The 25,131-nt window shown below is 67.2% G+C and carries 20 protein-coding genes; 2 read left to right on the forward strand and 18 right to left on the reverse strand.

The window, feature by feature from the left end:
• Positions 1-70 precede the first annotated feature (70 nt).
• The 8 genes from ACXJKJ_RS16495 to ACXJKJ_RS16530 all read right to left on the reverse strand — a co-directional run bounded on the left by ACXJKJ_RS16495 (position 71) and on the right by ACXJKJ_RS16530 (position 10,509).
• Positions 71-2,911: a TonB-dependent receptor domain-containing protein gene (locus tag ACXJKJ_RS16495; protein ID WP_457391065.1), complete on the reverse strand. Its 2,841-nt coding sequence runs from the start codon at positions 2,909-2,911 to the stop codon at positions 71-73.
• A gap of 22 nt (positions 2,912-2,933) precedes the next feature.
• Entirely contained in the window at positions 2,934-4,709 is a 1,776-nt protein-coding gene (locus ACXJKJ_RS16500; RefSeq protein WP_457391066.1) for an ABC transporter ATP-binding protein/permease, read from the reverse strand.
• A 27-nt stretch (positions 4,710-4,736) separates the two neighbouring features.
• Positions 4,737-5,735: a hypothetical protein gene (locus ACXJKJ_RS16505; RefSeq protein WP_457391068.1), complete on the reverse strand. Its 999-nt coding sequence runs from the start codon at positions 5,733-5,735 to the stop codon at positions 4,737-4,739.
• Positions 5,732-6,073 (reverse strand): thioredoxin family protein, encoded by a 342-nt coding sequence (locus ACXJKJ_RS16510; RefSeq protein WP_457391070.1) that lies wholly within the window; start codon positions 6,071-6,073, stop codon positions 5,732-5,734. The genes ACXJKJ_RS16505 and ACXJKJ_RS16510 overlap by 4 nt, the downstream gene beginning before the upstream one ends.
• A gap of 794 nt (positions 6,074-6,867) precedes the next feature.
• Positions 6,868-7,416: a hypothetical protein gene (locus ACXJKJ_RS16515; protein WP_457391071.1), complete on the reverse strand. Its 549-nt coding sequence runs from the start codon at positions 7,414-7,416 to the stop codon at positions 6,868-6,870.
• Between the two features lie 146 nt (positions 7,417-7,562).
• Complete coding sequence (locus ACXJKJ_RS16520) at positions 7,563-8,207, reverse strand: glutathione S-transferase family protein (protein ID WP_457391073.1); 645 nt, start codon at positions 8,205-8,207, stop codon at positions 7,563-7,565.
• A 26-nt stretch (positions 8,208-8,233) separates the two neighbouring features.
• Positions 8,234-9,295 (reverse strand): hypothetical protein, encoded by a 1,062-nt coding sequence (locus ACXJKJ_RS16525; RefSeq protein ID WP_457391075.1) that lies wholly within the window; start codon positions 9,293-9,295, stop codon positions 8,234-8,236.
• The gene (locus ACXJKJ_RS16530; RefSeq protein ID WP_457391077.1) at positions 9,292-10,509 is read right to left on the reverse strand and encodes a hypothetical protein; all 1,218 of its coding nucleotides are present in this window, start codon (positions 10,507-10,509) and stop codon (positions 9,292-9,294) included. The genes ACXJKJ_RS16525 and ACXJKJ_RS16530 overlap by 4 nt, the downstream gene beginning before the upstream one ends.
• A 95-nt stretch (positions 10,510-10,604) precedes the next feature.
• Here ACXJKJ_RS16530 and ACXJKJ_RS16535 point away from each other — a divergent pair, with 95 nt between their 5' ends.
• Complete coding sequence (locus ACXJKJ_RS16535) at positions 10,605-11,474, forward strand: helix-turn-helix transcriptional regulator (protein WP_457391079.1); 870 nt, start codon at positions 10,605-10,607, stop codon at positions 11,472-11,474.
• A 6-nt stretch (positions 11,475-11,480) separates the two neighbouring features.
• Here ACXJKJ_RS16535 and ACXJKJ_RS16540 read toward each other — a convergent pair whose 3' ends face one another.
• The 10 genes from ACXJKJ_RS16540 to ACXJKJ_RS16585 form a co-directional block, all read right to left on the reverse strand.
• The gene (locus tag ACXJKJ_RS16540; RefSeq protein WP_056196531.1) at positions 11,481-12,155 is read right to left on the reverse strand and encodes a glycosyltransferase; all 675 of its coding nucleotides are present in this window, start codon (positions 12,153-12,155) and stop codon (positions 11,481-11,483) included.
• Between the two features lie 5 nt (positions 12,156-12,160).
• Positions 12,161-13,501: a hypothetical protein gene (locus ACXJKJ_RS16545; protein WP_457391080.1), complete on the reverse strand. Its 1,341-nt coding sequence runs from the start codon at positions 13,499-13,501 to the stop codon at positions 12,161-12,163.
• A 15-nt stretch (positions 13,502-13,516) separates the two neighbouring features.
• Positions 13,517-14,074, reverse strand: coding sequence for a GNAT family N-acetyltransferase (locus ACXJKJ_RS16550; RefSeq protein WP_457391082.1), 558 nt, complete (start codon positions 14,072-14,074; stop codon positions 13,517-13,519).
• A gap of 14 nt (positions 14,075-14,088) precedes the next feature.
• Positions 14,089-15,186, reverse strand: coding sequence for a DegT/DnrJ/EryC1/StrS family aminotransferase (locus ACXJKJ_RS16555; RefSeq protein WP_457391084.1), 1,098 nt, complete (start codon positions 15,184-15,186; stop codon positions 14,089-14,091).
• The gene (locus ACXJKJ_RS16560) at positions 15,183-16,154 is read right to left on the reverse strand and encodes a WxcM-like domain-containing protein (protein WP_235531951.1); all 972 of its coding nucleotides are present in this window, start codon (positions 16,152-16,154) and stop codon (positions 15,183-15,185) included. The genes ACXJKJ_RS16555 and ACXJKJ_RS16560 overlap by 4 nt, the downstream gene beginning before the upstream one ends.
• A 30-nt stretch (positions 16,155-16,184) precedes the next feature.
• A complete protein-coding gene (locus ACXJKJ_RS16565) occupies positions 16,185-17,591 on the reverse strand; it encodes a TolC family protein (protein WP_457391085.1) in 1,407 nt (468 codons plus the stop codon).
• A gap of 230 nt (positions 17,592-17,821) precedes the next feature.
• Positions 17,822-19,027 (reverse strand): HlyD family type I secretion periplasmic adaptor subunit, encoded by a 1,206-nt coding sequence (locus ACXJKJ_RS16570; protein WP_457391087.1) that lies wholly within the window; start codon positions 19,025-19,027, stop codon positions 17,822-17,824.
• A 76-nt stretch (positions 19,028-19,103) separates the two neighbouring features.
• Positions 19,104-21,476, reverse strand: coding sequence for a type I secretion system permease/ATPase (locus ACXJKJ_RS16575; RefSeq protein WP_457391088.1), 2,373 nt, complete (start codon positions 21,474-21,476; stop codon positions 19,104-19,106).
• Positions 21,477-23,333: an O-linked N-acetylglucosamine transferase, SPINDLY family protein gene (locus ACXJKJ_RS16580; RefSeq protein WP_457391090.1), complete on the reverse strand. Its 1,857-nt coding sequence runs from the start codon at positions 23,331-23,333 to the stop codon at positions 21,477-21,479.
• Positions 23,334-23,530: 197 nt separating this feature from the next.
• A complete protein-coding gene (locus ACXJKJ_RS16585; RefSeq protein ID WP_457356429.1) occupies positions 23,531-24,040 on the reverse strand; it encodes a DUF1993 domain-containing protein in 510 nt (169 codons plus the stop codon).
• Between the two features lie 80 nt (positions 24,041-24,120).
• Here ACXJKJ_RS16585 and ACXJKJ_RS16590 point away from each other — a divergent pair, with 80 nt between their 5' ends.
• Positions 24,121-25,128 carry a D-2-hydroxyacid dehydrogenase family protein gene (locus tag ACXJKJ_RS16590; RefSeq protein ID WP_056196506.1) on the forward strand — a complete coding sequence of 336 codons (1,008 nt, stop codon included), beginning with the start codon at positions 24,121-24,123 and terminating at the stop codon, positions 25,126-25,128.
• Positions 25,129-25,131 lie beyond the last annotated feature (3 nt).

Genomic DNA, 25,131 nt, shown 5'->3' on the forward strand with positions numbered 1-25,131 from the left:
TAGCTCACGAGCAGAGCGTGAAACGGGGCCCGCGCTACCCCGTGGCAGACGCGGGTGCCGCCGCGGTGGGTCAGAAGTGCTTGCGCAGCGTCAGCGTGTAGCGACGCAGACGCGGATCAAGATAGGACGTCGGGCCCACGCTATAGGCAATGGCGCTGCTGATCGTCGAGCCCTGGTTGTTGAACACGTTGTTCACGCCAAAGCTGACATCAGTGCCGCGCAGGGCGCCAGCATAGAAGTCATAGCTCACGTAAACGTCGTGATACATATGGCTCGGCACCTTGCTTGCGCCCTGCCATGTCTCCCACTGGCTGCAGGAGAAGGCCGACAGGGTGGACTGGCAGGCCCGGTAGCTGTCGTAGTACTGGGCGTTCCAGCCCGCGCTCCAGGCGTTCTGGCTCCAGTCCACCCCGATGTTGGCGCGCCACTTCAGCGGGCCGTCGGAGAAGCCGGCACGATCCACCGCCGGAGCACCCGCCAGCACACTGCGGCTCAACTCCTTCGTATGGGTTGCTGCGGCATGGAAGCGCCACTGCCCCAGGGTTTCGCTGCTGGTGGCGTACTCCGCCTGGAAATCGAAGGCCCGAAGCCGAGTGCTGGCCATATTGAACAACGTCGAGTCAATCTGCGTGATGGCGCCCGGCTGCCCGCCGGAACCTGGCTCGCGGACGACGCGCCCCGGGAACGCGGCTTCGTTGTCGACAAAAAAGTTCAGCGGCAGCTTGCTGACCTCATCGGTCTTGTGAATGTCGGTGTAGTCCACCGACAGTCGCAGCCCTGGCACGATGCGCGGAGTCAGGATCAAGCCCATCGAGGTGCTCTTCGATTTTTCCGGCCTAAGCGACGGGTTGCCGTCGGCCAGCACGGTCAGCGGCCCGGGAATGAGCGCGTTGCCCAGCTTCGGATCGCGCAGGTCCAGCAGGGAGATCAGGAAGGACGGGAACAGGGCCGGTGGCGCACCGCGGATCTGGCCGAGGTCGGGCGGCAGGAAGCCCGTGCCGCGGCTGGCGCGCAGCGTGATATCGCGCGTCGGTGCATAGCGCAATCCCAGCGTGTGGCTGGTCGAGCCGAAGCTGTTGACCGAAGGCGTCTGGGGCGCGAACGGCCCGGTGGCGCTGTCGACCTCGATTGAAGAGCCCGAGAACTCCGTCCGGTAGCCGTCGTGGCGAACCGAGGCCATCAACTCCAGCAGGTTCACGAAAGGCACGTCGTTGCGGGCCGAGATCAGTGGTGCGCGCAGCTCCACATATTGCGCATCAACCTTGCGGCGTGCTTCGGGCGTCCAGTAGAAGGTGTTCGTACCTCCCACGTTGCTGGTGTTGAGGGAATCGTCGCTGGTTTCTTTGCGTCGTTCCAGGAGCGCCGTGGCGGTCAGCTTGCCGCCTGGGAGCTCCACGACGGGGCCGCTCAGCCGCAACGACAGAGTCTTCAGCGTGTTGCCCATGTCGCCGTTCTGCTTGAAGAGCGTGAACAGCGAGTCCGGATTGCTGAGAGGCGAGGCGGCAAGATCGCGGAACACCGCGCCCTGGAGGATGTCGTCGGCGTCCGGCGACGCAGCGCCGAGGACGGTGCTGTTGGCGCTGGAAGAGGTGCTGCGCAGCCAGCCGTAGTCCAGCACCGCGCTCCACTGGTAAGGCAGGCGCGCGATGACGCCAGCGTAGACGCGGGTGTTCCTGAGCGTCTGACTCTGCACCAGCCCACTGGGCACGGTGAGGTAGGAGAGCACATCCTGCTGGAAGGGATTCACCGCGGCGCTGGCCGGCGCGTACTGCAGGAGCTGCGTCGGCATCGACAGGGCATTCCTGGAATGGTCCTGCGCGAAGTCCACATAGGCTTCAATGCCGCTCGCGAACTCGCGGCGGGCATTGAAGCTGAACGTCGTGGTGTCGGGCACAGACCAGATGGGAACCGCAGCCCTGTCGAACTGCAGCTGGCCCGCCTTGTCCGCCAGCGCCGCGCCGCCATCGCCGGCCGCGCCGGTGTACTTGCCGGGAACACTGGTGAACGCCGAAGCCAGCGACGCACCGCTCTTGAGCTGCAAGGGCAAAGTGGAGCAGGTAAAGCCGTCCTCGGTAGAACAGATGTTGGCGCCCCCGAGCAAGATGCTGGGATCGGTCGGATCGTTGCGCAGCTGCTGTTGCGCACCCCGACGGGCGAAGCCGCGCTGCGATGACAGCAACACGCCGCCATCGGCGTGCGAGGCCGAGAACAGCACACGAGTTTTCCCGTCTTCCAGCGAGAAACCGCCACTGACACCGAACCGGTATTGGTTCACCGTCCCATCGAGTGCATTACCGTAGCTGGCGTCGACGTCGATCCCGGCATAGTCCCGCTTCAGGATGATGTTGATCACGCCACCCGTGGCGCCGCCCCCATAGATGCCGCTCGCCGTCGCCGGCAGGATCTCGATGCGCTCGATCTGCGATATCGAAATGCCGTTGAGGTTGGCCTGCTTGAAGGAATCGCCCGTCGAGATACTGGGCAGACGGCGCCCGTCAACCAGGATCAGCGTCTGGTCCGAGCCCAGGCCGCGCAGGTCGATGCGTCCATTCGGCGACACCTGCGGACCCAGCTGCGAGCTCGTATTCTGCTGCGCATTCATCGGCAGATAGGTCTGCAGAAAATCCTCGATGCTCCGCGCCCCGCTTTTGGCGATCTGTTCCGCATCGAACACCACATAGGGCTGGATGTCATCGCGGTCGCGGCGGATGTCCACGTTGAGCGTGCGCTTGCCGCGTACCAGAATCGTGGGCATGACTTCGTCGACGGCGCGCCCATCGATCTCGGCCTTGGCCTTGGCTGTGCTGGCCTGATCCTGAGCATGCGCCGTGCCGCACAGAGCCATCCCCATGGCCAGATTGCTCAATCCCATCAGCGTCCGAAGACGGGCGCCTTTAACGACAAATCTCATCTGCTTCATCCTCTGACAAGGGTTAATTGATTGGCGAGGCGCTAGCCCTGCCTTGTTCGATCCTGAGAAGCTGCTGGTGAAAGGCCGCGACGCTTTCACGGTGAGCCACGGAGATGAGGGCCGCCATGGGCAAATGCTCGACGATCGTTTGGTAGACCTTCGCTTCCGACTCGGCATCGAGGGCGCTGGTGCCTTCGTCGATGAAGAGAAAGTCAGGCTGGCCCAGGATGGCGCGCGCTGCCGCAATACGCTGTTGCTCACCGGGCGACAGGATGCGGCTCCACGGCTGATAGGCGTGCAAATGCGGAATGAAGCGCTGCAGGCCCAGCGCATTCAGGAGCTCGATGTATTGCTCGTCGCTGTAGTGATCCGGCCCATGCGGATAGGCCATCAGGCTGGCAATCGAGCCGTTGGGCATGTAGTTACGCTGGGGCAGGAAAGCGACCGACGCGTTGGCGGGAAGATCGACAGACCCGCTGCCGTAGGGCCACAACCCGGCGATGCTGCGCAGCAGCGTGCTCTTGCCGGCGCCCGAAGTGCCCTGCACCAACACGCGCGATCCTGCGGCGATCTCCAGTTCGCCAAGAACCACCATCGGCTTGCCATCCGGGAAGGTGATGTTCAGATCATGGGCGGCGATATGCGGCGCAGGCTTTTCGTTGATCGCGATGCCGCTGCTGAAGGACTGCTGCGACAGCGCCTCGTTCAGCAAGCGCAGACGCGCGATGGATGAGCGCCAGGTCGCGATCTCGGCATACTGCGTGATGAACGCGCCAATGCCGTTGTAGACCTGGCTGAACGAGGCCGACACGATTTGGATGTCGCCAATCTGCATGCGCCCGTCGAGCACGAACGGAATGCATAGCAAATAGGGCATCAGCATCAACAGAATGTCGGGAAGCCCGGTCGCAATCGCGATCCGCATGTTGGCGACGGTGTACGTGCGCCAATTCATCACGATCAGCAGGAAGGTGTCGGCCAGCCGTCGACGCTCAAGAGGCGCCGCGCGGACGAACGCGATCGATTCACCGTTTTCCCGGACAGCGTGCATCTCCGAACGGAACTGCGCTTCAAGCCGCTGGCGAACAACCTCGGCTCGCGTCAGCAGTGCGCCCACCCAATGCACCAGCACGGTCATCGCCACTGCAAAGCCAAAGGCGAGATAGACCAACAGGCCAGGGATGGGCTCCGTCATCCCGATCGCGGGCATAACCACCGGCGGCGAAAGCCGCCACAGCTGGCCCGTGTAGAGAAACACGCCGAACAGCGAGGCCAGGATGGACACGCCGATCAGGGTCAGCTTGTCGACAAACTGGTAGATGTCTTCCTGGATGCGCTGCTCGGGATAGTCGAGTTGCGCACGCCGCTCCAGGTGGAAGAAGCGGTTGCCGTCCATCCATCGGTCGAGCAGCGCGGTGGTCAACACGCGGCGCATGCGCATGCGCAGTGACAGGCGCGACCAGGTGCCAATGGCAGCCAGGATCGTGGTCACGGCGCCGAAAATCAGGATCTTGGTGATGATGCCCGGAATGACTTCGGCATTCTTCGCGGCGAGCGCGTTGACGATGTCCGCAAAGGCCAGCTGCATCTTCAGGAAGAAGGACATCGCCAGCCCGCTGTGGGCGAACTGGTAGGCGATCAGCAGCACGCCCATCAGCGGGTCGGCCTTGACGTATTGCGCGACAAGCGACGCGCAATACCGAAGGTCGGCCCGGAAGGACTTGCCCGCACTTTCCTGAGGCATCTCGGTCTTCACTGCATCGACTGCAGAAGGGTCTGTGATGGCGACGTCAGTCATGCTTTGCACCTGCTGCCATGCGAGCTGTCATTTCGCGCTCGCTTGAGTCTGTTCGGCGGCCTCAATCAGCCTGAGCAGGCTGTCCATCTGCTGACGCAGCACACTGTCCGACTGCGACTGCGCTTGCGGCTTGGCCGCATTGAAGCGAGCTTGCACTTCTGCTTTCATGAACCCGATCACCGCATGCTTGGTCTGCGGATCACGGTCCAGCAGCGTTTCGGTGGGCAATTGCGACAACTCAGGATCGCGCTGGGCGCGGAGCAGTTGGCGAACGCCGACCAGCGACTGCGTCAGAAGGTCCCGGTCCTCACTGGAAAGGAAAGGAGCGACAAGAAACTGACGCAACTCCTTCATGAAGATCTGGAAGATCGGCACGAATTCAGGCGCCAGCCCGCGTGCCGGCCATGCCAGGGACTCGACCAGTTCAGACAAGCCGTAACTCCAAGGATCGCTGCTTTCCTCGGAGGCTCGCAGCGCATCGGCTCGCAAGCTCCGCCATTCCTTGGGCATGACTTGCATGCCGCTCATCTCGCGCTCCCACTGGCCGCAGATGCGCTCGGCACAAGCGCGCGCGGCCGGGGACACGTGGGCAGCCATGACGAACTCGGGCGCCAGAACGCTGACAAGAAAGCCGTGCATGAAGCGCGGCACGACATCCAGCAGATCCGCACCGACCGGAATGGCATCCAACCACTCCATGGCAAACGGCAGGATGGCCTCGCTACCTTGCATGGCAAGGCCGAAGGGCGCGCTCTTGTCCTCGATGAACTCGACGCCAGCATGGGCCAGCCCTTCGCACAAGGTCGCCAGCTCGACCGGCAAGCCGGTGCGCTCAATGAACTGTTCCGGAACCTGCGTTTCAGCCAACGTGCCCGACAGCGAGACCATCCCGCCATCCGTTCGCCATTTCAGATAGGACAGCGGAAAGGCCTGCCCCTGTGTCCACTTGGCGCGAACCCGGCCGACAATGTCAGCCTTGCGTGCCGCATCGCCCTGGAATGCGCAGTAATGCGTGGCGCCGCTCATGCCTCGCCGTCCCGATCAAGGAGCGCATCGAGTTCGCTGGCCAGGCGGGTGCGGCTGCGATCATGCAACGTGGCCGTGACCTCGCCACCTTTGGCCAGGACAAGGTAGGGGATACCTTGAATGTTGAACTTCTCAGCCAGTTCAGGACATTCGTCGATGTTGACCTTGACGATCTTCAGGCTGCCGTCGTACATCGGCGCCAAGGCCTCAAGCGTCGGCATGAGGGCCATGCAGGGACCGCACCATGGGGCCCAGAAGTCGATCAGGACGGGAATCTCACTGCGCGCCACTTCGGTCTCGAAGTTCGCATCACCAACGGCAGTTATCTGTGCAGTCATTGCTGGGACCCTTGCTGTGATTGAGGTGCCGACGTGACATAAGGCATCTGGCGGAAGGCCGCCGCAGGAGGAGCGCCCCGCACGAGCCTCGACAAGCCGCCGGGATTCAAGAAAGCTCTTCTTACGCTCACGAAACCTCCTCGGATGTCACTTGACTGGCAAGACACTGGCTCAGGCGGGAATCGGCTGGCCGCATCGGTCAATCAAGCGGTTGTTTCCGTAGGGAGCATAGGGATCTACGTCGTTCACCGATTGCCCGGCAGGACCCGGTTATTTGTCTGGCAGTGCAAACTGCGAGTGGCGTGGTCGGGCTCTGTGACGTTTGTATGGAAGTTGAGCGGGCCGCTCAGGTTCTACGCGCGTGACAGGCACGGGCAAGCGATTCGCAGTCGCCTGGGCCCGCGCTCAGTCGCTTCTTGAAGGCGTCAGGCCAGGCCGCCCTGGGCGGCCCGAACGAGCAGGACGGTGGCGATACCGCCAGTCAGCAGTGCAAAGCTTCTTTGGACGAATCATGGCGACAGCCGGCATGCCAGCCGCCGTTCGCCGGCCCGCGCTCCCATTGCGGCCACAGTGCCGTACGCAGCAGTCGCGGCATGGGCGAGCCGCTTTCACGGCGCGTGCGCAGGTCCGTCAACGCCAACAGCGCCGCCGTCTGGATGCCTTCGGTGGCGCCGATGCGCCAGCGCCATTCGTCGTGAGGTCAGCGACCGCTTGTTGTCGGTCAGCGTGCGTTCGATCGATGGCGATGAGCGGCAGCACCCTGCGAAGCAGCCGATCCACCGACTGACCCAGCCTCACTTCAACGCCAGGCACCGATGCTCGGTCACCTCGTCCACCGTGCGCTCCTGCAGCTTGCCGGCCGAGCCCATGCCCAGCTTGGTACCGGTGGCGTTGATGACGCAGTCCACCTTCCAGCGACCGTCCTCCCAGCGGGTGACGTAGCCCAGGAAGTCCACCATCTCCATGTCGCCGTTCTTCCAATCCTTGCGATAGAACAGCCGCCCCGCGCCACCCACGCCGTCGGCCTTGAGGAAGCGGTAGCCGTCCAGCGACGTGGAGTACGGCGCCCCGCGCTTCAGGGCGGCGGACAAGTCCTTTTCGGAGGCCCCGCGCTGGCGCAGGTTGGCCACCGTCTCATCGATGGCGCCCTTGGCCCGGGTCTGCTTGTAGAGAGCCACGTCACCCGCCTTCTCGGCCGCCAAATGGCTCACATAGGCAGCTTCGGCCTGGGCGACGAAGGGGTCGTTCTTCTGCGTGGTGCCATGCGCCGCGGGCGTTTGCGCCAGGGCGCTGCTTGCCAGCATGGACGCGGTGAGTGCAATGGCACGAGCATGGAGGGGCACGGACTGGAGGCGCAAGTGGGTGTCTCTGGTTGATATGTGGCGTTGAGGCCGAGCCGCACGCCTGGGCGAGCGGGTTCAAGCGGAGTGTCAGCCATCATGCCGGCGCAAGCGAGGTTGCCGGGTCCCAAGCGTTGCCGGCGGCGGTTCTACCCCGCCTCAACCCGCGCGAAGTAGGCCTCCTGGGTCCGCTTCCAGGCGGGCCGGGCCAGGCAGCGGTCCCGATAGACCGCGAGGCCCGCATAGGGTGCCATCAATGCCTGGTCCTTGATGCCCGAAACGAGCACATGCGCCATCAGGATGTCGGCGATGGTGAATGCCTCGGTCGCGACGAACTCGCGGCCGGCGAGCCAGCGTTCGAGGCTCGTCAACACCCGGTGCACCCAGCCCATCAGGAACTCGCGGTGCTTGCCGCAGCTGCCGTCCGCTGTCCAGTCGAGCACCATCAAAGCGAGCATCGGCGGCTCGACCGTGTTCATCGCGGCAAAACACCAGCGCAGCACCTGAGCCTCGGCGGTGCCACCGGCAGGAATCAGCTGGCCTGACTTCTTTGCCAGGTGGACAAGGATGGCGGCAGATTCCGACAGCACCAGCCCGTCGTCGTCGATGGCGGGGATCTGCTCGAAGGGGCTGAGCCGGCGATAGGCATCGGTGTTCAGGTCATGTGCCGGGTGGTCCATGCCGGCGATCTCGAAGGGCAGTTGCATCTCTTCGAGTGCCCACAGCACACGCAGGTCGCGGGTGTGGCCTCGCGCGTCGGCGTTGACCTTGGAAAAGCCGTAGAGCCTGAGCATGTAAATTCCTTCGTTGACATTCGAGCCTAGGCGGCCCGCGGTGCGTGACGGGCGTTCATTTGCTGACGCAGGGCAAGGGACTCGCCCGTGCGGCCCGTCGCTTCGGCCGCGCGGATGGCCAGCTCGTAGGCGCGCCGCGTCGGGCGTTCGCGCAGATTGGCCTGGGCCCAGATCCAGGCGCGTTGCAGGTCGCCGCCCGCGCCAAGGTAGAACTCGGCCGCATGGTCGGCGAAGGCGGCTGGATGGCGGGTCAGCAGCGCCTCAAAACGGCGGCGCGCCCCATCGATCTCGTCCTGGCCGCGTGCCACCTCGCCCTGGCGCGCATGCAGCGCTCCCAGCAGTGCCATGGCCTCGGGCTCATCGGTGTGAATGACGACATGCAGCAGCCGGGCCTCTGCCGCGGCCTCATTGCCGCGCGCCAGCTCGATCTCGGCGAGGTGGATGCCGGCCGCCGCGTAGTCGGGCAGCAACCGCAGAGCCTCGGCGTAGAAGGCCGCCCCGCGCGCCGGGTCGCCGCCCTGCTCGGACCACATCATCCCGCGCGCGAAGGCAACGGCGGCGGCTGGAAAGGGCAAGGTCGTGTCCAGCTCGCGCAGGGCCAGGGCATAGAGGCGGTCGGCCTCCTCCAGGCGACCGACGGCGGCCACGCCGCGGGCCAGCGCGCAGTGGCTGGGAAAGCCCGGCCGGCGCTCGGCCTCAGCGTGCAACGCGGGCAAGGCTTCTGCGGCACGGCCAGTGGCCACCAGCAACGCAGCACGCTGGGCAGGCGTGGCGCCAGCGGCATCGAGATCCGCTTGCGCGTCGGCAAAGCGGTGGGCGGCCATGCGGGCCCGGGCCCGTTGCAAACGGTCGGCGGCACTGTCCGCCCTCGCCTCGGTCAGGGCCGCAGCGCGGTCCAGCACACGGTAGTCGGCCAGGAACTGCAGGCGCAGCAGCCACAGGTCGAGCGCTGCTGGATCGTCGGCTTGGCGCCGCAGCTGGTCGTCAAGATTGATCAGCGCGATGCTGCCCAGGGTGGTGGTGGCTGGCGGCGCGGCGCACCCTGAGAGAACGGCAATAGCCAGGGCGACAAGCGTGTTGCGGTTCATGGCGCGGACAGGAAGGGGAAAGCTGTGGTGGAGTGCTCGTGGTCGTCCTGCGTGACACCGTCGTCGGCGACATCTGGCGTGCCGCGGATCAGCAGCGAGCGGAACACGGCATTGACGTTCTGCAGCGGCGTGCGACCACCGCAGTCCGCCAGTGGCGGCGCCCCCAAGGCGCTGCGCTCGACGGCGAGGTAATGCAGGCAGCGCGTCTGCCGGCTGTCGACCCAGAGGCGGTCGTCGGCCAGCAGCTCGGCCAAGCGCTTGTAGCGACCGGGCGTCGCGTCCTGCGCATCGGCCAGCCACTGATTGCCGGCCACGCCGTCGAAGCTGTCATACAGCGCCAGGTTGCGGCCGATCTCGGTGGCAAAGCCTGGCCAGCCGGCGGGGTCGGCGCGGTTGTAGGCCTCCTTCAGCAGGTTGGCGATGTCTTCCTCGCCGACGGTGGCCAGCAGGGCGTTGCCGGTCAGCGCGCGGCCCATGCGGTCGATGGGCGCGCCCGGCGGCGGCGGTTCATTGGCCGGCGCGAGCTGGCGGCGCTCGCTGCGGCCCCACACGGCCAGCAGCGGGCCGCCGGTGTTGACGAGGTCGAGGTCGACCGAGGCCACGATGGCCGAGGTCGTCCACCCCGCCAGGAAGTTGCGCGCCGGGCCGCCCTGAGTTTGGCCCCACAACTGGGGAATGCGTTTGAGCGTCTCGGCATCGAAGCGGCGAAAGCCGCTGGCGTCCTGCGGTGCCTGGCCAGCCTGGATGGCAGCACCAGCGGCATTCAAGGCGCTGCGCGTGCCGCGCACGTTGTTGAAGTAGGGGTCGTCGCGCAGGCCGGCGAAGACGCGAAAGCGCCCGCCCCGACCTGCCAGGCCCTGTGGGCTGCTGACGTCGCCCTGCAGGCGATCGGCGCGGCCGGCCCAGCAACTGGCGGCGCCCGCGGCGTCGAACTGGCAGACCAGGCGGGTGGTGGCCGAGGTGCGGCCCAGGGCCTGGCCGCTGTCGACGTGGAAAACATACTGGACCTGGTCGGAAAAGCGTTTGCCGACGATGTCCATGACGAGATTGAGCCGCTTGCCGTCAGCAGAGGTCCAGGCGAAGAGATCGCCAATGTCCGCAGCCGGGTCGGCGATGACGGTGGGCGTGTCGAGGTGGTCGGCGGCCAGAGCGGGTGCCGTGGCGAACGCGGCCAGCCAGGCGAAGCGAGAGAGGAAGGAGAGGAGGTTTTTCATGGCACGAAGCCTAGGGAAGCCCGCCGCAGAAAACTTGGCAAAAACTGCGATGCCTGCTGACAGCTTCTGCACATCCGCTCTCCTACGATGCGCCGATGTCCCTGCCCCCGCACTCCCCGGCCGAGGCCGAGCGCCGCTACCGCCCGCTGCAGCGCGGCGCCGGGCTGCGGCTGATGCATTGCCAGTGCCACGCCGGCCGGGGCGAGCGGGCCGCCGATGAGGAGCACCCCGCCTTCTCGATCACGCTGGTGGACCGCGGCCAGTTCACCTACCGCACCCGCGCGGGTGGCGCCTTGCTCAACGCCGGCTGGCTGATGCTGGGCAATGTCGGCGAGGGCTATGCCTGCTCGCACGAGGACAGCGATGGCTCGGGTGACGACTGCACGGTGCTGTCGCTGTCGCCCGACCTGCTTGAGCAGACGCTGGGCGCCCTCGGTGTCGCCAAGGCGGCGAACCGCTTCTCACGGGCCTGCCTGCCGCCGCTGCCGCGGGTCGCCGCCCTCTTCCAGGGGCTGGACACCGGCGGCGACGAGGGTTTCGCGCTGGAGGAAGCCACCCTGGCCATCGTGTCGCAGGTGCATCGCGCCCTGATCGATGGCGAAGCCCCGGCCGCCTTGCCACGACAGGATGAGCGTGCCCGCGCGGCAGCGCATTGCATCGAGACACGCAGCGCCGAGGCGCTGACCCTTGATGAGGTGGCCCAGGTCGCCGGCCTCAGCCCTTTCCATCTGCTGCGCGTGTTTCGCCAGTCCATCGGCGTGACGCCGCACCAGTACCTGATGCGCACGAGGCTGATGCATGCGTTGAGCCTGCTGCGCGACACCCGCCGGCCGGTGACGGATGTGGCCTACGACACCGGCTGGGCCGACCTGTCAAATTTCAACAAGGCCTTCCGTCGCGAATTCGGCTGCTCGCCGCGCAGACTCAGGGGCACGGGCCGTCGAGAGATCTCTCTCGAAGCCTGAGCGGGCCTACTCGCCCCACTTGCCGATGTACTTCTTGTAGTTCTCGATCCAGCCGTTCGAGCCGAAGCCACCCTCGCTCTGGTGGGTGATGGCGATCGGCCAGGTGGCCAGGCGCAGGCCGGCGGTGCGGGCGCTGCGGCAGAAGTCCATGTCGTAGAAGTGGAAGTCAAAGCGCTCGTCAAAGCCCACCTGCCTGGCACGCAGCGTGTCGCGCCTGGCGGCAAGCAGCACGCCATCCAGCAGTTCGCATTCCGCCGGCACAGGCCCGAAGGCCGAGATCTGGCCGAAGGGGCCGGTACCGTGGGAGACGATGCCACTGAGGTTGGCGCGGTCGTCCCATTCGAACTTGGTGGTCGGGAAGGCCCAGGACGGCTGCATCGGCGCGCGGCGCTTGTTGCCGGCGACGCCGATGACATCGAAGGCGTGCAGGGCCGCCATCACATGCTCGTAGAAGAAGTAGTCATCCAGCCAGACATCGTCGTGGATGAAGGCCAAGACTGGCGCCGCGTCGGCCGCAGCGATGCGCTCGTTGTAGAGGATGGGCAGGCCGCGGCTGTTCTCGAAATAGACGCGGGGCAGCAAGCGGTCGTCATGGGCCATGCGGCGCAGCGACAGGCCCAGGGCGGACTTGCCCCAGAACTCATCGGGCGTGCAGCGGGTGGCGCAGACGAGGTCGATCACGAGGGCTAGCGAAGGTAGAGGGCCAGCGTGTCGCAAGGCGGGTTGCGCACCGGTGGGCAGGGAGCCGTGCGGCGGGCGTTGTTGAGCGCATAGGCCAGCTCGCGCGGGTGGTGCCATTGCTCGTAGAAGCGGCGCGAGGCCTGGGCCTGCTCGGCCAGGGATTCGGGCGTCTGCGCGGCCAGCACGCGGATGAAGTCGTCTGGCGTTTCCCACCACAGTGCTTCCTCGTAGATGAGATCGCGCGTGGAGTGGTGCTTGGACAGCGTGCTCTGCTGGATCAGCACCGGCAGGCCCGCGCCCTGGGTTTCGACCAGGCCTTTGGCCCCCTGGAAGGGAAAGGACGAGATGCACAGGTCGACATCGCCGTCGCGCAGATGGTTCCAGAGGCTGCGCACCGGCGGCTGGTATTGGAAGCGCGCCGGGTCAACGCCGGCGCCAGCCAGACGGTCCCTAAAAGCGTCGATGACGGGGCCGGGCAGCATGCCGATGTGCAGATGCGTGCCCCCCACCTCGGCCAGGCGGCGCAGGATGACGTCCAGGTAGTCGTAGCGCGCCGGGGCGATGAACTTGCCCGCCGAGCCGTGTGAGCAGGTGCGCAACTCGCCACCGGCCATGAAGGCATGCCCCGCGCGAGCGCCCTGGTCAGGCGCGGTCAGCGGCCAGTAGACCGCGTGGTGCACGCCCAGAAAGTGCTGGCATTTGTGGAAGGACAGGTTGGTGCAGTCCACATGCAGCGCATGCGGCAGGTAGACGCCCAGGGCCATGTCGTGGTCGGCATGGTGGAAATAGGCGATCTCGCGCGCCACGCCCGGCTGCGCGGCCGCGACCGCGGCCACGTCGTAGTGGTGATGGAACAGCGTCAACAGCCCGGGCTTGAGCGTGGCGAGCTGCAGGTGCAGCCACTGGAGCTTGTCGCGCAGCTGCATGGGCGGCGCCAGCAGCATCTGCACCGTGGGCGGCAGGTCGGCCAGGAAGTTCTGCAGGGGCAACTCGCGCTCATGCAGATTGGTCACCACCACGACATGGGTGAGGTCGGGCCGGGCGCGGATGACGTCCTTCAGCGCGAGCGAGTGGCCGCCCTGGCCGTCGTACAGCTCGGTGGCCACGTGCACGGCGAGGTGGTCGTGATAGCTCTCGGGGGTTGCCAGGTTGAGCTGGCGCGCGGCCAGGGCGCCCGCTGCCAGGCAGAAGCGGTCCATCTCGGCGGAGCCGAAGACCAGGCCCTTGGCCCGCGGGTCATTCAGCAGCGCGATGACGGTGTTGCTGAGTTCCATCAACATCGCCGGCCAGTCGCCCGCGGCCTGCAGGCCATCCAGGCGCTGCACCAGGTTCAGGTATTGAGTCATTGAGGGACCGGTGGGTCAGCGCGCGATGACGGCGATGCCGTCGGGCAGGTATTTCCTGTACTTCTCGAATGAGGCCTCCATGGCCTCGCGGGAGATGGCGTAGAAGTAGTCCTCGCCCTCCTCCCGTGTGCGCACGGCGCCGAAGCGTTCGTGGAATTTCCAGACCGACTCGTTGCCCAACCTCACGCTGAAGTGCGAGGCGGTGAAGCCCAGGCTCAGGGCATAGCGGTAGACCATCAGCGCCGACTCCACCGCGAAACCGCTGGGGCGGTCGTCGGCCAGGATCCAGGAACCCCAGGAAAAGGAGTCGCCCTGCGGGTCATACAGCCGCACGGTGCCGTGCCGGGTGCCGGCGTGGTCCTCGATGATGAAGTAGACCTGGCTGTCATCGCCGGCATAGGCCTGCAGCCAGGCGCGCTGCGCGGCCACGTCGGACGAGGTCTTGGAGAGGTACTGGCCTTTGACCGGATCGGTACGCAGGCCGACGATGAACTCGGCGTCATCCACCGTGGCGTCACGCAGGACGATGCTCTTGCCCAGCACGCGGGCGGGCTTGACCAAAGTGATCGGCATGGCGGCTCCTTTGCTCAGGTCAGCGCCCGTACGGTGCCGATCAGCTGGTCCACCTGGGCGTCGGGCATGCCGGGCCACAGGGGCAGGCTCAGCACTTCGCGGTGGATCTGCTCGGTCAGCGGCAGGCTGCCGGCGGCCATGCCCAGTTCGGCATAGGCCGGCTGCAGATGCGGTGGCACGGGATAGTGGATCAGCGTGCCGATGCCGCGCTCGGCCAGGGCCTGCTGCAGGCGATCGCGCTCGGGATGCCGGATGACGAACAGGTGCCAGGCCGGCTCGGCCGGCTCGGGCACGAAGGGCAGCACGAGGTTGGCGCCGGCGAGGCCGTCCAGCAGCCTCGCAGCGATATGCCGGCGCTGCTGGGTGAGCGCGTCCAGGTCGGGCAGCTTGGCCGCCAGCACGGCGGCCTGCATCTCGTCCAGGCGCGAATTCAGGCCCTTGACCTCGTTGTGGTACTTGACCCGAGAGCCATAGTTGCGCAGCACGCGAACGCGGTCGGCCACGGCGGGGTCGTTGGTCGTGAGGCCGCCGCCGTCGCCCATGGCACCGAGGTTCTTGCCGGGGTAGAAGCTCCAGGCCGAGGCATCAGCCTGGCTGCCGACGACGCGGCCGCCCCAGCGCGCGCCGTGGGCCTGGGCGCAGTCGTCCAGCACGCGCAGGCCGTGCTTGCTGGCGATGGCGTTGATGGCGTCCATGTCGGCCGGCTGGCCGTAGAGGTGCACAGGCAGGATGGCGCGGGTGCGCGGCGTGATGGCCGCCTCGATGCGTGCCGGGTCGATGTTGTAGGTGCGCAGGTCGGGTTCGACGGGCACGGGCGTGGCGCCGCACTGGCTGACGGCCAGCCAGGTGGCGATGTAGGTGTTGGCCGGCACGATGACCTCGTCGCCCTCCCCCACGCCGAGCGCCAGCAGGCCCAGGTGCAGGGCATCCAGGCCGTTGCCCAGGCCCACGGCATGGGCCGCGCCGCAATAGGCCGCCCACTGCGACTCGAAGGCTTCCAGCTCGCGGCCGAGGATGAACCAGCCGCTGCCGGCCACGCGGCTGAGCGCCGCGTCAATGGCCGCGCGCGAGGCGGCATAGGTGGGTTGCAGGTCAAGAAAGGGCAGCTTCATGCGGGCGCATTGCCGACGGCGGCAAGGAAGTCGTCGTAGTCGCGGATGTAGTCGCCCGCGTCGTAGGTGTCCGAGGCCAGCACCAGCAGCACGGCATCGGGCGAGAAGCGGTACTGGATGCCCCAGACCATGGGCGGGATGTGCAGCCCGACCTTGGGGCTGTCCAGGCGCAGCTCGTCGCGGTGCTCGCCATCGTCCAGCACGATGGTGCAGCTGCCTTTCACGCAGATGAGGAACTGATGGCAGGCCCGGTGTGCGTGCTCGCCGCGTACCTCCTCATTGGGCACGTCGTAGACGATGAAGAAGCGCCGCGGCGTGAACGGCAGGTGGGCGTCGATCTCGCCGAAGCTCAGCGCACCGCGCAGGTCGACGATCTTGGGCAGCGCATGCAACCGTGCACCGCGCGCCTGCAGGGCGGGCAATGCGTCGCCGAGCCGATGCGCCGAGATGGCGGGGCCGCTGACCTGGACCTCGGGCGTGTCGAGGTAGCCGACGATGTGGGCCGGGTTGCCGGCGACGATGGCTCGCGGCGGCACGTCGCGGGTGACGACGGCACCGTCCGTCACCAGCGCCCCCGGGCCGATGGTCAGGCCGGCCTGGATGGTGGCATTGGCGCCGATGCTGGCACCCGCGCGAACGCGGGTCTTGAGGAACTCCGTGGGCTTCCTGCGGCTGCGCGGCGCGGGGTCGTTGCTGAAGGCAGCGTTGGCGCCGACGAAGACGTCATCCTCCAGCGTGATGCCGTCCCACAGATAGACCCCGCACTTGACGGTCACCCGGTCGCCAACCGCCACCTCGTTCTCGATGAAGACGTGGTCGCAGACGTTGCAATCGGCGCCGATGCGGGCGCCGGGCAGGATATGGGCGAAGGCCCAGACGCGCGTACGCGGCCCGATCTGCGTGGACTCGACCAGGGCGTGCGAGTGCACAAAAGCGCCGCTGCCATCCATCATCGATTGATCTCCCATGCTTGGACTGTTCAGTATCCCTCGGCCGCGTCAGCGCAAGGGCGCCGCCACGCCGCGGCCCATGCTCCAGATCAGCGCGACGATCTGCTGCGCGTCGAACATCGCGTTCACATGGGCGACCCGCATCGAGTAGTAGTCGCCCTCGGCGGCCATCACGTCGAACAGCGAGCGGCGGCCGAGCTGCTGCCACTGCTGCAGCGTCGACGCGCGCACGCGGTCGCTGTTGCGCAGGATCTCGACGATGCGCCGGGCGCGATCCAGCGTGGAAGTGCCGACCTCGTTCATCTCCAAGAGGCGGTAGCGCTTGGCCTCGATGGCCTCGTCGCGCTGCAGCACGGTGGCCCGGTAGCGCTGCACGGCGGCACTGGCCTGGGCGTGGGCGCCGGGCTGGAGGATGGGGATGGTGACGGACACGCCGGCGCCAACGTCGTTGGAGCGCGACTCGCCGGGGCCGCTGCGGAACATCGCGCTGGCGCTGCCGGTCAGGTTGACCGTCGGTTTCTGGCCCGCAATGACGGACTCGGCAAAGCTGCGCTGCGAGCGCGCCTGGGCCTCGGCCTGGGCGACGTCAGCGCCGAGCAGGATGTCGCTCTGCATCTGCTCCAGGTCGGGCATCACGGACAGCTGGGCCGTCATGCCGATGCTGGGCGGCAGGGGCTCGCCCACCAGGCGCTTCATGCGCACCTCCGTCTGGCGCAGGGCCGACATGGTCTGCTCCAGCGACAGGTCGGCCTGCTGCAGGCTCTTCTGCGCCTGCACCAGCTCGCTGGCGCGGCCGCGGTCGGCCTTGGTGATGATCTCCAGCGCGTCGACCAGGCAGGCCATCTTGCGCACGTATTGCGTGTAGACCTGGCCCTGCAGCACATAGCGGCTGCGGTCCAGCGCCAGCGTGACGACGTTCAGCGACAACTGCTCCTCGGCGCTGCGCTGGCCTTGGGCTGCGACTTCGGCGAGCTCCTTGCGCCAGTCGGTCAGCTTGGCGACGCGGCCGGAGTCCCAGACCGGCATGCCGGCCGAGAGCGTTGCACCGGCTTGGCCACCCCGGCCGACGGTCACGCCGCCGACGTTCTGGTACACGCCGTTGGTGCTGATGGTGAGGTTGGCCGTCGGCAGGCCCAGTGCACGCGTCTCTTCGACGTCCGATCGGGCGGCATCGGCCAGCAGGCGCACGGCGCCCAGGGCCTTGCTGCGCGACAGCGTTGCGTTGATCAGTGTTTGCAGCGCGGCGCGCGGGTCGCCGGTCTGGGTTTCGAGGGCGCTCATGTCGCGGCCCAGGCGCGACAGGCCGGCGTCGTCCTCGTTGCAGCGGCCTTGGGACGCAGGCACCTCGACCGCCGGCGGCGGCGCAACAGTCTTGGGCGGGCGCGTCTGCGCCAGCGCGAGTGAACCGAAGGCGGCGAAGCCGAGAACGATGAGGGGGCGGAGCGAGTACAGCATGGCCCTATCACTAGACCATCCGCCCCCCTCCCCTGAAGCCCGGAAAAGCGGGCCCGCACCTGCCCTTGTTCAGCGCTAGCTACGTTGTCTTGCGGGCCGAGCGCCGGGCCGCTCCCAAGCCGGCCCTCTTGGCGATGTGCTTGCCGGTTGATCCGGCAAGCATCGCCGTCCCCCCGGGGGACCGACCAAGCTCGCCGCGTTCAGCAGGCGAGACTGGGCGAGGGGCAGCTTTACCGCTCGCGCAGCGCTTCCTGCGACTTCATCATCGGCCGCAGCAGGTAGCTCAGCACCGAACGCTCGCCGGTCTTGATCTCCACCTGCGACGTCATGCCCGGGATGACGGGCAGCTTCTCGCCCTTGTACTTGAGGTTGTTGCGCTCGGACGTGACGATGACGCGGTAATGGCCTTCGCCGCTCTTGTCGCCCTCGGTGACGGCGTCGGGGCTCATGTAGGTGACCTTGCCTTCCAGGCCGCCATAGGTGTTGAAGTCATAGCCGGCCAGCTTGACCTCGGCCGTCTGGCCCAGGCGGATGAAGCCGATGTCCTTGGGCTTGATGCGCGCCTCCACCAGCACCTTGGGACCGATGGGCGAGATTTCCAGGATGGGTGCGCCGCTGGCAATGACGCCACCGACGGTGCCGGACTTGATGCTTTTGACGACCCCATGCACGGGCGACTTCAGCACGGTGCGCGTCAGCGCGTCCTGGCGCACCACCATCTGCTCGTCCATCTGGGCCATTTCGCTTTGCACGCGCACCAGTTCCTGGCTGGCTTCCTGGCGGTAGCGCGACAGGCGCTCGGTGCGCTGCTGCTGGATCTCGTTGACCTGGCGGTTCAGCCGCATGACCTCCACGTCGCTCATCAGGCCGCTGCGGGACATGTCCTGGGCGAGCTTGAGCTCCTTGGAGATCAGCCCGAGGCTGCGGTTGATGGCGCCGACCGCCTCGTCCAGCAGGCGCTTGCGGGCGTCGAAGGATTCGGCCTCGCCCTGGGCATAGCGGGCCTTGGGGTCGATGCCGGCGGGCCAGTGGATGCTGACGCGGCCATTGGCCTCGGCATCCAGGCGCGCCGCGGCCGCCTTCAGGGCCAGCAGCTTGGCCTGGCCTTCGTTCTGCTGGGCTTCGACGCGCGTCGGGTCGAGGAAGGCCAGGTCCTCGCCGGCCTGCACTTCCTGGCCTTCGCGCACCTTGAGTTCGCGCAGGATGCCGGCGTCCAGGCTGGCGATGACCTGCTCGCGCCCATCGGGCACGATGCGGCCGTCGCTGCGGGTGATCTCGTCCACCTTGGCCAGGGCCGACCAGGTGATGGCCACCGTGACGACGGCGCACAGCAGGTACAGGGCCCAGGTCGCGCGCGGCAGGGGCTCGTCGATCTGGGCGGCATGAAGGGCACTGACGAACAGGCCTTCTTCCTTGCTCAGGGCTTTGGCGCTCATACGCTATGCCCGCTCGGCCGCCCGAAGGGCATTGCCACCCCCTCGGGGGGCAGTGAGTGAAACGAACGTGGGGGCTTCATACGCTGGCGCTGCGCTGCACGGGCTGGGCCGACGGATGCATGTGTACGCCCTCGCCGCCCTGCGCGGGCGCGGCCGGGCGCACGCCGGACAGCGCCGCCAGCACCTGGTCGCGCGGGCCGTCCATGACGACACGGCCGCCATCGACGACGGCGATGCGCTGCACCAGCTCCAGCACGGCCGGGCGGTGGGTCACGACGACGAGCGTGGCCGTGCCGGCTGCGTCACGCAGCTGGCGCAGGAAAGCCATCTCGCTTTGCGCGTCCATCGAGCTGGTGGGCTCGTCCATCAACAGGATCTGCGGCTTGGTGACCAGGGCCCGGGCCAGGGCCACGAGCTGGCGCTGGCCGCCGGACAGCAGCTGGCCCATTTCGCCGACCGGCAGGTCCCAGCCCATCGGATGGCCGGAGACGACGCGGTCCAGGCCGGTCAGCTTGGCCACCTCGACGAGGCGGCCCGCGTCCAGGTGGGCGCGGCCCATCAGCACGTTGTCGCGCAATGTGCCGACGAACAGGCGCGGCTCCTGGCTGACGAAGCCGACCCGGGCCCGGTACTCGGCCGGGTCGACCTGGCGCAAATCGATGCCATCGACCTCGACCATGCCTTCGGTGGGCTGGTAGAGGCCGCCGAGCATGCGCAGGATGGTGGATTTGCCGCTGCCGATGCGGCCCAGGATGGCGACGCGCTCGCCGGCCTCCAGGCGCATGGTCACGTTGCGCAGCACCTTGGGCGCCGCCGACTCGCTGGCCGCCTGCTGCTGGCCGTGCTGCGGTTGGGGCGGGTAGCTGAAGCCGACGTCGTGCAGACCGACCTTGCCGGTGACCTGGGACAGCGGCACGTAGTTGCGGCTGCTGTCACGCTCGACCGGCGCATTCATCATCTGGTTGAGCGCCATCATGGCGGCGCGAGCACCCTGGTAGCGCGTGGCCAGGCTGACGAGGCTGCCCAGCGGCGCGATGGCGCGGCTGGCGAACATCACTGAGCCGATCAGCGCGCCGGCGGAGATGACGCCGTCATGGATCAGGTAAACGCCCCAGATGAGGATGATGAGGTTGACCGCCTGCTGCAGCGTGCTGGACAGGTTCATGCTCCAGCTCGACAGCGCGCGCGAGGTCAGGGCCGTGTCGGCCACGATGGCCGTCGTGCGCTCGTAGCGGCGCACGAAGCGGCCCTCGGCGCCCGACGTCTTCAGGTCTTCCAGGCCCTCGAGGGACTCGACCAGGGTTCCGTGCAGGTCGGCAGTCTCCTGCATATTGGTGCTCATGGCCTTGCGCAGCGCCCCCTGGATGGCCCAGGACAGGCCCATGATGAGCGGCACGGCCAGCACCAGCACCCAGCCCAGCGGCCCGCCGATGACGAAGGTCATGCCGATGAAGATGACCAGGAAGGGCAGGTCCGACAGGGCCGACAGCGTGGCGCCGGTGAAGAACTCCCGCACCATTTCCACCTGGGCCAGATGGGCGGCATAGGCGCCGGCGGAAGCCGGCTTGTGCTCCATGCGCACCCCGAGGGTCTGGCGGTAGAGCTTGGCGCCGATGACGAGGTCGGCCTTGCGGCCGGCCAGGTCGATGAGGTGGGAGCGCAGCTGGCGCGCGAACAGGTCGAAGACCAGGGCCACCGAGGCGCCCACGGCCAGAGTCCACAGCGTGACCATGGCTTGATGGGGAATGACCTTGTCATAGATGACCGAGGTCACCAGGCCCGACACCAGCATCAGCACGTTGGACAGCAGCGCCGCCAGCATGGAAGCGCGGTAATAGGGCGTGAAGCGCTTCAGCGTGCCCCACAGCCAATGCGATTCCAGGCCCTTGTCGGCCAGCTTCAGCAGCGGCGCCTCCGAGCGCGGGGCCGAGGCGGTCTCCTGCGGCGACACGGCCAGCATGAAGCCGCTGTACTCGGGCTCCAGTTCGGCGGTCGTGGCCGGCACGGCGGCGGCTTCGGGGCCGGGGAAGACCACTTCATAGCGGCAGGCGCCCGCGGCCACCGCGGCCGGGTCATCCAGGCGGCGCACCAGCACGCAGGCGTCGCCGCCGTTGAGCAGCAGCACCGCAGGCAGCAGCAGGGCATGGATGTCGTCGATGCTCTTGCGCAGCAGGCCGGCGTTGTAGCCCGCCTCGCGCATGACGCGGATGGCGCCGTCGGGCGCGAGAACCCCTTCCACCGGCGCGCCAGCGCGCAGCGACTCGGGCGAGCGCGGCTTGCCGTGGTGGCGCGTCAGCCAGGCCAGGGCCTGCAACAGCGGGTCACCGGCAGGCTGGTTGCTCAGGTTCTCCAGCGGGTCCGGTGGCGGCGCCGGCTCGCCATTGGCGGCCAGGCGCAAGCCCGGCGCCTGCGGCTGGCCGTCAAAGAAGGGGTCGTGCTGACGCGGCATTTAGGCCTTCTGCCTCGCATCGAGCGCAAGCCGCTCGAACTCTTGCTCTATATCGCGCACGATGGCCGGGATGTCAAACAGCGGCGAGCTGCGGCCGTGCTCCGCCAGGTAACGCTTGTAAGAAGCTGCGCGGGCCGGCTGGTTGCCGATCTGTACGGCACGCTGCTCGTATTCCTCGATCGTCGTCGTGATCAGGTCGGGCAGGCCGACGGCCGTCAGCAGGCTGCCGGCCATGCGCGAGATGTAGGTACGGCCCGAGCGGGTCAGGATGGGCGTGCCCATCCACAGGCAGTCGCTGGCCGTCGTGCCGGCGTTGTAGGGAAAGGTGTCCAGAAACAGGTCGGCCAGCGTGAATCGGGCCAGGTAGTCGGCCGGCTGGGCGCGCCCGGCAAAGACGAGGCGCTCGGGGGCGATGCCCTCCTCGGCCGCAACGCGCTGCAGGTTGGCCTTGGCAAACGGGTTGTCGGCCAGCAGCCACAGCACGCTCTTGGGCACCTGGCGCAGCACGTGCATCCAGCAGCGCCAGACCTGCTCGCTCATCTTGTGGTTGTTGTTGAAGGCGCAGAAGACGAAACCGTCCTCCGGCAACCCCATCTCGGCGCGCGTTGGCGCCGGGTTGGCGGCGCGCGTACGGTCGCTGACCTGGTAGCAGTGCGGCAGGTAGATGGGTTTTTCAGTGTGATACGGCAGCGACTCCGGCGGCATCACGAAGCGGTCGGCCAGGATCCAGTCCACACCCGGCAGGGCCGAGGTGGCCGGCAGGCCCAGGTAGCTGACCTGGATGGGCGCGCCGCGATAGGCCAGGATGCCGGGGCGCGCGCCGCTGGTCAGCCCCTGCAGGTCGACGAGCACATCGATGCCAGCCTCAGCAATCATCTCTGCGGCGCGGCGGTCAGGCACGCCGTGCAGCGGCGTGTAGCTGTCCATCGCCCCCTTGATGCGGGCGCGCAGCGGCGTGCCGTCCTCGCGGCTCCAGCTGAAGGCGTGGATCTCGAACTTGCTCTTGTCGTGCAGCTCGTACAGCTCGGCCGTCAACAGGCCGACGGCATGCATGTGCAGATCGCCCGACAGATAGCCGATCTTGATCTTGCCTTCGCGCTTGCGGCCCTTGTGCAGCGGTGGCTCGGTGACCTTGGTGACCTTTTCCAGCACGAAGCGCTGGGCGGTCAGCAGTTGCAGGGCCGGGTCATCGCTCTCGTCCAGCATGCCGAGCAGCGAGGTGCTCATCAAGAGGTGGTTGTGCGTGACGTCGCCAAAGGTCTGGTAGACCGGCCAGGCGCATTGCTTCTGGCGGATGTGCACGTAATGCTGGGCCACGTCGCTCTGGCGCGGGTCCAGCTCCAGCGAGCGGCGCATCAGCGCCTCGGACTCGTCATAGCGCTTTTCCTGCTCCAGCAGGCGGGCGGCGTTGTTGAAGGCGTGCAGGCGCAGGCTCAGCGGGTCAGTGCCCAGCGCGTCGGGCGCCTCGTTGTCATAGACGGTGCGCCATTCGGCCAGCGCCTCTTCCATGCGCCCCTGGTGCTCCAACTGGTGGCCGAGGTTCAGGCGCGCCTGGGCGAAGGCCGGTGCCTGTTCGAGCGCCATGCGGTAGACGGTCTCCGCCTCTTCATGGCGGCGCAGTTCGCCCAGGACGGCACCCCAGTTGAAACAGGCCACATGACGCAGCGGCGACGCGGTGGCGCCGACCCAGTTCTGGTAGAGCAGCGCGGCCGCGTCCAGGGCGCCGGCCGCCTGCAGGCGCGAGGCGGCCTCCATGACCTGGGGCAAAGGCCATTGGCCGCTGCGGGCCAAGCCAAGCCATTGCTCGAGAAGGGCAATACCTTGGGGCGGGGCAGCGGGAGGCGTCGACATGTCCATGCGGCGGGCGGTGTGATCGGATGTTCCGCCGATTTTCAAGCCGCGCCGCCAGGTTGGGCGCGGGGAATAGGCTGCGGATTGCGCAGCATTTCCCGCCCCGGGCACCTCAAACTGGGGAATCATGCCCCGCCGCGGGCAGGCGGCAGGGCCTTCGCGAGGCGTCAGACAGGCCGTAGTGGCCTGTCTTCGGTCCCCGCTCAGCCACCCAAATAGTCCGACTTGCCCAGCGGCACGCCGGCATGGCGCAACAGCGCGTAAGTGGTTGTCGCGTGGAAATAGAAGTTGGGCAGGGCGAAATGCCGCAGATAGGTCGAGCCATCGAACTTCAGCGGGTCACCGCTGCGGCGCGGGATGACGATCTCGCGCTCCTCACTGCCGGCGAAGGCCTCGGCGGGCACGGACAGCACGAAGTCGCGGGTCTTCTTGATGCGCTCGGCCAGCTCGTCCAGCGTGGCTTCGTTGTCCTCGTACTTGGGGATCTCCTGGCCGCCCAGGCGGGCCACGCAGCCCTTGGCGGCATCGCTGGCGATCTGGATCTGCTTGGTGAAGGGCAGCATGTCGGGCGCCAGGCGCAACGTCAGGTAGACGTCGGTCGAGAACTTCCTGGTTTCGGCATGGGCCTTGGCGGCCTCCAGCCAGGTCAGCATATTGCCCAGCATCTTGGCGAATGCCGGCGCGCTGGCGGCGTGCATGGAAATCGGGGTCATCGGGTGTCTCCTTGAGGGAAAGCGATGGTAGCCATGCAACCCTGACCCCTGCTGAGCACCGTGCACAATCCCCTGCAGCTATGAACGTGATCATCCTGGACGACTACCAAGACGCCGTGCGCAAGCTGCGCTGCGCGGCGAAGTTGGAGCCCCTCAACGCCAAGGTCTTCACCAACACGGTCAAGGGCATCGGCCAGCTGTCCGTGCGGCTGCGCGATGCCGAGGTGCTGGTCCTGGTCCGCGAGCGCACGACCTTCCCGCGCCAGTTGCTCGAGAAGCTCCCAAAACTCAAGCTGATCTCCCAGACCGGCCGTGTCGGCAGCCACATCGACGTCGAGGCCTGCACGCGCTTAGGAATTGCCGTGGCCGAGGGCGTCGGCAGCCCGGTGGCGCCGGCCGAGCTGACCTGGGCGCTGATCATGGCCTCCATGAGACGGTTGCCGCAATACATCGGCAACCTGAAACATGGCGCCTGGCAGCAGGCCGGGCTGAAGGCTGCGTCCATGCCGGCCAATTTCGGGGTCGGCATGGTGCTGCGCGGCAAGACGCTGGGCATCTGGGGCTACGGCAAGATCGGCCAGCTCGTGGCCGGCTATGGACGCGCCTTCGGCATGAAGGTCATGGTCTGGGGCAGCGAGGCCTCGCGCCTGCGCGCTGAGGCCGATGGCTACCAGGCCGCCCCCAGCCGCGAGGCCTTCTTCGCCGAGGCCGACGTGCTGTCCGTGCACCTGCGCCTGTGCGACGCCACGCGCGGCATCGTCACATCCGAAGACCTGGCCCGGATGAAACCGACGGCGCTGTTCGTCAACACCTCACGGGCCGAACTGGCCGTCGAGGGCGCGCTGGTGTCGGCACTGAACCGCGGCCGGCCCGGCATGGCCGCCATCGACGTGTTCGAGAGCGAACCCATCCTGCAAGGCCACCCGCTGCTGCGGCTGGAGAACGCCGTCTGCACGCCGCACATCGGCTATGTGGAGCAAGACAGCTACGAGCTCTATTTCGACGCGGCTTTCGACAACGTGCTGAACTTCATCAATCAGCAGCCGACGAATATCGTCAACCCGGACGCGCTGAAGGTCCTGCGCTGAAGT

Source organism: Roseateles sp. P5_E1 (genome assembly GCF_054049335.1).